We start from the raw sequence: 6,361 nt of genomic DNA, 5'->3' as shown, positions 1-6,361 counted from the left end.
TGTTAGTGGCCGTTTTATTCTCCCCAAAAAGGGCACCTGAAAATTCCCCAGTCTGGCGCTGAGCTGCCAATTGTGAGGGGCATGCCCCTCACAATTGGCTTTCGCCAAATTTCCATCCGGAATGGTCCCGATTTGATTGGGGAGTTTCCGGGTGATCCGACTGAGGGAAATCGTTTTGATACATGATTTGAATCGACAAGGCCTGAGCGTGAGTGCGATCGCGCGTCAGGTTGGCTGTGACCGCAAGACGGTCCGCAAATATCTGGAGCTGGGACTGGAAGCTCCCGTTTATAGCCCGCGTCCGCCCCGCGGGAGCAAACTGGATGGCTATCGCGATTATTTGAGGGATCGCATTACCGAATTCCCCGATCTATCTGGCCAGCGTTTGCTCCGAGAAATCACCGAATTGGGGTATGAGGGCAGCTACACGACCGTGAAAAAGTATCTTCGCGAAGTTCGGCCGCCGGCGCGGGCTCAATTTGAGCGGCGTTTTGAAACACCGGCGGGTAGACAGGCCCAAGTGGATTTTGCCGAGTTTGTGGTCAACTTCACCGACGAGCCTGGTGTCACGCGGAAAGTCTGGCTGTTCTCGCTGGTCCTTGGGCACAGCCGTTGGCTCTGGGGCCGGTTCGTCTCCAGCCAGAACCTCCAATCGGTCATGCGCTGCCATATAGCGGCCTTTGATGCCATGGGCGGTGCGCCGGAAGAAATTCTCTATGACCGCATGAAGACTGCGGTGATCGGCGAAGACGAGGCTGGTATTGTCACGTACAACACTTCGCTGGTGGCTCTTCTCAATCATTATGGGACAGCCCCGAAAGCCTGCCGTCCTTATAGGGCGAAAACCAAGGGAAAGGTCGAGCGACCGTTCCGGTACATTCGTCAGGACTTCTTCCTCGCCCGCAGTTTCCGGAGCCTCGACGATCTCAATGCCCAGTTCACAATTTGGCGGGACACTGTGGCCAATCCGCGTGTGCACGCGACGACCGGCCGTGTTGTCGACGAAGCTTTTGCGGAAGAACAGCCAGCCCTGAAAGAACTGCCGGCATTGCCGTACAGCGCGGTTCTCACCGTCGAGCGGCGGGTCAGCCATGAGGGCATGATCTCGGTAGACGGAAATTCCTACAGCGTGCCGGACACGACCCGCAGGCGGACACTGGAAGTCCAGAACCATACTCAGGATATCCGGATCTTCGAAGACGGGATCGAGATCGCACGTCATCCGGTTCTGGAGGGCAAGAACAAGCGGCGCGTCGATCCCCTTCATCGCAAGGCACCGCCGAAACGGACAGCACCTTCCCGCAGCTCTGATCGATTGCATCGTTCGCTTGACTTTTATGATGCGGTAGGACGGCGCCTGGCAAGTGAGCGGGTGCCGGCATGAGTGAGCTTCTGGAAAGAGTCCAGGGTGCGCTTGTCGGGCTGAAGATGCCGCGTGCATTGGAAGCACTGGATCACACGCTTCATCGCCTGGAACAGGGTGAGATCACAGCGGTGGAGGCGATCGATGCCTTGCTCAGCGAAGAATATTCCACGCGCGAGACCCGCCGGATCGACGTGGCCCTCAAAACGGCAAGGCTGGTTCCGATCAAGACGCTGGAGGGCTTCGACTTCTCCTTCCAGCCTTCGCTGGACCGCGAGCGTATTGCAGCCCTTGCCCAGCTCGACTTTATCCGCCGGGCGGAAGTGGTTCACTTCCTTGGCCCTCCCGGCACCGGCAAATCCCATCTTGCCACTGCGCTTGGCGTCGCTGCGGTCAAGGGCGGCAGAAGCGTCTACCGGGCGACACTGGCCGATCTGGTCGAAGCCCTGTCCAAAGCGGAACGTGAGGGGCGCCTGGTCGACAAGATCCGCTTCTACGCCCGGGCCTCGTTGCTGATCGTCGACGAGATCGGTTATCTGCCGATTACACAGGGCGGAGCGAACCTGTTCTTCCAGCTTGTCAACGCACGCTATGAAAAAGGGGCGATGATCCTCACCTCCAACCGCGGCTTCGCGGAATGGGGAGAAGTCTTCGGGGATCCCATTGTCGCGACCGCACTTCTGGACAGGCTTCTTCACCATGCTGTCGTCGTGCAGATCGAAGGCGCCAGTTATCGACTGCGCGGGCACGCGGATCTGATCCCGGAACATGTGCGTTCAAACGCTCCAATCTCACCACCGCCTCCTCCGAGACGCAGGGGACGACCACCAAAAGCTACAAACGGAGCCGCCAGTCTGTAAATCCGGCTGACTACCGGGACACCAGACTGGGGATTTTTAAAGGGCCCATTCTGGGGAAATTTAAGGTGCCATTGACAATCGCACCGCGGGTGCTCGCCTACGACGGCAATCGCGATCTCATCCGCGACGACAACGGCGTTCCGTTGATGAAGCCTCGAGATCCGCTGCCGGAGGTCCTGGCAGGCAATCCGGATCATACCAGGGCCCTGATTGATGCCTGCCCACACGCCTGGACGTACCGGGCGGGCGTCATCAGCTTCGATAAGGACGATCATCCGACCGAAGAACAACAGCAGACCGTCATGGACGCCTTCGACGAACTCGCCTTTGCCGGGCTGAACCGCGACCAGGTCGACATGCTCTGGGTGAGGCACAGCCATGAAGGCCGTGTGGAACTGCATTTCTGCACACCGCGCATGGAGCTCACTTCCGGCAAGAGCCTCAACATCGCCCCTCCCGGTTACCAGAAGGCGATGGATGGCCTGCGCGACATGCTCAACAAGGAGCATGGCTGGGCCGACCCGCAAGATCCGGCCAGGTCGCTGGACATCAAGCAGCTTCCGGAAAAGAAGCATCGAGCTCAGGGCCGAAAGGACATCCAGGACTGGCTGGAAGACCTGATCGTCGCCGGACGCATCTCATCCCGGCCGGACATGATCGAGGTGCTTGAAGGTGCCGGCTTCGAACTGCCCCGCCAGGGCAAAACCTATCTCACAGTCAAAGACCCGGACAGCGACACACGCTGGCGGCTCAAGGGAGACATTTTCCATGCAGATTGGACCAGAGAGAAGACCGCTCAGAGAGCGGCTGAGCGAGAACATCGAACAGATGCACCAGGATCAGAACGCCTCGCTGCTCGAAGCCTTTCAGACCTCAGAGACGAATATCGCGCATCTTGAAAAGCGCAGGCTCTACAATGAGCAAAGATTTCCTATCGTCCCAGGAACAACTGAGCGCGACGTTAGACAGGCACTTGAAAGAAAGCGAGACGCAGCTCTTTCAATTGAAATCGAGCCTGGAGCAAAACGCGAGACTGGCCGAGAAGAACCGATGGCTGAAATTGTCGGCGGCGGTCCTGATCTCGGCCACCCTGACGCTCTGCGCGGTCTTGTTCTTGGACAATCAGCTGAGATGGGCCCTGGTGACTTCGGCGTTCAATCAGACGACCTACACAGACTATCCGGTTCTGGTCTTCGATACCCAATCGGGCACTTACAAACGTTGCCAAGACACAGCGACAAGTTTCATCTGCCAACTAACCGAGTAGATCTCCATGACATACACCAATCTCCCCTCCCCAAACCTGCCGTCCCAACAAACCTTGACGCCGCTCGAGCGCGGGTTGCTGAGCTTGGTCGAACGGTTGACCAACACCTTCGAACATTCGACCGCTCAGCTGGAACATTTGGAAAGACGCTCGACCGGCTTGCTGGAAGAACGGCTGACCGAGCTCGAAACGTTGCTCGACAGATCCATCAGCTCGCAGCAGGCCTTCAACGAAGTCTTACTCGACTTGCTCAGTGCGCCGGAATCCTCAGGCAGATCGTTGGACGGGCTTTGCAACTCTCTGGACGAACTCAACAGAATTCACAAGACATTGGATCAGCGGAACCGTTGAAGATAAAGAGGGTAAATACTCTCGAGCGATAATTTTTTTTCAATCGGAACTAGGAGTGGCAGGTAAATAATTCAGTGTTTCAGAATGCAAATGGCAGCAAATCGCGACACCCATCATTGGCGGACGTCGGATAATGGCTACACAAATTAGGTAATCATGAAGCTTGTGCAAAATGGCCATAAGACTTCAACGGACCCTAGTCTATCTACCAACGAAAACTTCATAACTTCAGTGCTTTGTCACCGGTGACCGCCAAAGTCGTCGGCTGATTGCAAGGTGCCAAAACAAGAACCCGTCAAACGTTTTTGCGTTGAATAGTTGCCTAACCGGTATATATTTGAACGTCGACCTAGCGACGCAATAACCTTTGGTTAAGAATTTAGTTTCGCCATGAAGGAAGGCCTACAGGAAAACCCGTTGGATAAGGTCGACCGTCGCTTGTTGTCTGCAATTGAGGTTTGTAGGTGGTCAGATGAAGAGCTTGAAAAGCTAGCGACATTTTGCGAGCCATTTTATAAATGTGAAAATGCGGAATTCCTTCCTTTCAACATCAGCACCAATAGTTTTGGCAGTTTTAACCGACAGACTGCCGATAGATACAGTGATTTAGATTGCTGCATAGTCGTATCTGGATTTAACGACCAAACTGATGCACTGCACATCCTAGAACCCTTGGCTACTTGGTTGAGTTCAATTTATGGTAGCTCAGTTAGTGCGCACGAGAATGGGTTTTCGCTAAGCACTGAAGAAATCCTTAAACCAATTGATATCATTCCAATCGTTTGCCCGGATGAAGTTACACCCGACTTAGAGATGTTAATCTTTAACAAAGGTAGATGGCTAAAGACACGCGCGCTTTATCAAAACGCGATGTTCAATCATGCACGAACACTTTTTGAACCCTTACCTATCGTTTGTAGACTCGCCAGGCATTTACTGAGAAGTCGTGAACCAATGTTGGGTTTTTCATTCCCCGGCTTCGTGATTGACACAACAATTGCCAAGTTGTTAGAGCAGAATCCGACAATACTACGTAAATCAAATCTAATTTTACTGCTTCTTGATGCTTTCGCTTTCGCTTCAGAGGTGATCTCAAACTACGAGACAAATACTACATATAGTCTGGGATTTAGCTCTTTTCTTGATGTGCTAGGGAAGAAACGTCTTGAGAATTTTGTTAAAGTGTCGAGGGAGGCCGTGGAAATCGGGAAACAGGCCGGTATCCTTGAGTTAGAAGATCGAACAGTTGAAGCTTCAGCGAAATGGAACGAGCTTTTCTGCGGGAATATCCCAAGCTACGAGACGTATTGGAACAAAGTTGGCTGGGGTCGAAGCAACAGAGCCGTGTTTCCCGGAACGGATGATGAGTTACCCGTATACTTTGGGAGCTAATTTCAAATTCTATCCATTGCAACGTCCACGTCTTTGTTAGAGTAACTGGCTGTTCCGTTGTCTTGATCTATTTCCATTCGAGCTATCTCATATGCCGATTTGGGAATCGGCTTGGCTGCGACTTGAATGTCGGTGATTTCTTTTGTAAGCGCAGCTAACTCAGCTCTTAACTCGGATTCTGCGACATCAGCTTCCTTACAAGTGATTTCAACGAATTGGCGGAGTTTTCTTCTTATATGACCATACGCAGTACCAGAGTTGTGATGGCTCTTGGCTGTCTCATTGGGATTCAAAAACGTGGCGATCGCGCTGAGGGAACCTGAAACAAATGCCAGCGCTGATGCAGCTGCAGGACCTAAATAATCGCCAACAAAACCTGCCCCGGCAGCAAAAGCGAACAATGCAGCCGGAACCCCAAGCCACAAATGTCCCCGCCTCCATGGAGTTGCAGCCACAAAATGACCCTTTTCGCTGTACAATGCGTCAACCGCTAACCTCTCTCCCTCAGAGATTATCGAGCTACGAAGAGATCTATCGTTCATGCGCCTACCTCTAGCTGCTTAAAGATGAGATATGCATTACCTTGATGCCTTTCGAGCGTTGTCAAGGAGTCGATCTCTACCTAACTCTCGATGACTCTTAACGTTGTCACCGAAGTCTGATGGTACCACAGCAGCCAGCGGTGAATTGAAGTCAGTATAGGCCATAGTAATACGCACCAAGGTTTTGGAAAGTAGTCTGTCGAAGTGGAATTGAATCCTGCCATCGACGAAGAGTCTATGAATGACAAAATTTCCGCTTAGCGCCTTTTCTCACCACAGCATTGTATGACGGGTTCGGTTCAAGATGAGGCAATCCGGTAGCAGAGAGCAGTCGTCAAAGGCTTCGCGCTAAAGTGGATGACGACTGGGTCTAAGGTCACAGCGTTTCAACATCCACCTCACTGGTCTTGATTTAGAATTTTGGTTGATACTCCGTCAGCAAATACAATTTCAGATTTAGGAGGCATCTCTCTTGTTCTATGGTTCAGAAGAAATGGATATGTGACTGTTCGCTTGCTCCCTCTAATTGGCACGGTGAACTATTACGTACTTGGAAGGAGATGGCTTTTGAGCAGAAATGTTGATG

General features: G+C 52.8%; 7 protein-coding genes. 6 read left to right on the top strand and 1 reads right to left on the bottom strand.

Features of this window, described 5'->3' with window-relative positions; genetic code table 11:
* The first annotated feature begins 151 nt into the window (after window positions 1-151).
* From istA to K5905_RS24700, 6 genes are all read left to right on the top strand, one after another.
* Window positions 152-1,384: an IS21 family transposase gene (gene istA, locus K5905_RS24725; RefSeq protein WP_297589042.1), complete on the top strand. Its 1,233-nt coding sequence runs from the start codon at window positions 152-154 to the stop codon at window positions 1,382-1,384.
* Window positions 1,381-2,223, top strand: a complete 843-nt coding sequence (istB, locus tag K5905_RS24720) for an IS21-like element helper ATPase IstB (RefSeq protein ID WP_297589040.1) — start codon at window positions 1,381-1,383, stop codon at window positions 2,221-2,223. The genes istA and istB overlap by 4 nt, the downstream gene beginning before the upstream one ends.
* 65 nt (window positions 2,224-2,288) lie before the next feature.
* The gene (locus K5905_RS24715; protein ID WP_297589036.1) at window positions 2,289-3,122 is read left to right on the top strand and encodes a relaxase/mobilization nuclease domain-containing protein; all 834 of its coding nucleotides are present in this window, start codon (window positions 2,289-2,291) and stop codon (window positions 3,120-3,122) included.
* Window positions 3,123-3,139: 17 nt separating this feature from the next.
* On the top strand, window positions 3,140-3,490 hold the full coding sequence (locus K5905_RS24710; protein ID WP_297589033.1) for a hypothetical protein: 351 nt from the start codon (window positions 3,140-3,142) through the stop codon (window positions 3,488-3,490).
* A gap of 6 nt (window positions 3,491-3,496) precedes the next feature.
* A complete protein-coding gene (locus K5905_RS24705; protein WP_297589030.1) occupies window positions 3,497-3,841 on the top strand; it encodes a hypothetical protein in 345 nt (114 codons plus the stop codon).
* A gap of 417 nt (window positions 3,842-4,258) precedes the next feature.
* Entirely contained in the window at window positions 4,259-5,233 is a 975-nt protein-coding gene (locus tag K5905_RS24700; protein WP_297589029.1) for a nucleotidyltransferase domain-containing protein, read from the top strand.
* 2 nt (window positions 5,234-5,235) lie between these two features.
* Here the strand turns inward: K5905_RS24700 and K5905_RS24695 are convergent, their stop codons facing one another.
* Window positions 5,236-5,775 carry an SLATT domain-containing protein gene (locus K5905_RS24695; RefSeq protein WP_297589026.1) on the bottom strand — a complete coding sequence of 180 codons (540 nt, stop codon included), beginning with the start codon at window positions 5,773-5,775 and terminating at the stop codon, window positions 5,236-5,238.
* Window positions 5,776-6,361 lie beyond the last annotated feature (586 nt).

The sequence above is a fragment of the Roseibium sp. genome (assembly GCF_025698965.1).
Taxonomy (GTDB): Bacteria; Pseudomonadota; Alphaproteobacteria; order Rhizobiales; family Stappiaceae; genus Roseibium.
Note: the sequence above shows the minus strand (reverse complement) of the source record. Positions and strands in the feature narration are given on the sequence as shown.

Coding starts and splice junctions, on each gene's coding strand:
- istB (WP_297589040.1), top strand. CDS start 1,381: ATGAGTGAGCTTCTGGAAAGAGTCCAGGGTGCGCTTGTCGGGCTGAAG.
- K5905_RS24710 (WP_297589033.1), top strand. CDS start 3,140: ATGAGCAAAGATTTCCTATCGTCCCAGGAACAACTGAGCGCGACGTTA.
- K5905_RS24705 (WP_297589030.1), top strand. CDS start 3,497: ATGACATACACCAATCTCCCCTCCCCAAACCTGCCGTCCCAACAAACC.
- K5905_RS24695 (WP_297589026.1), bottom strand. CDS start 5,775: ATGAACGATAGATCTCTTCGTAGCTCGATAATCTCTGAGGGAGAGAGG.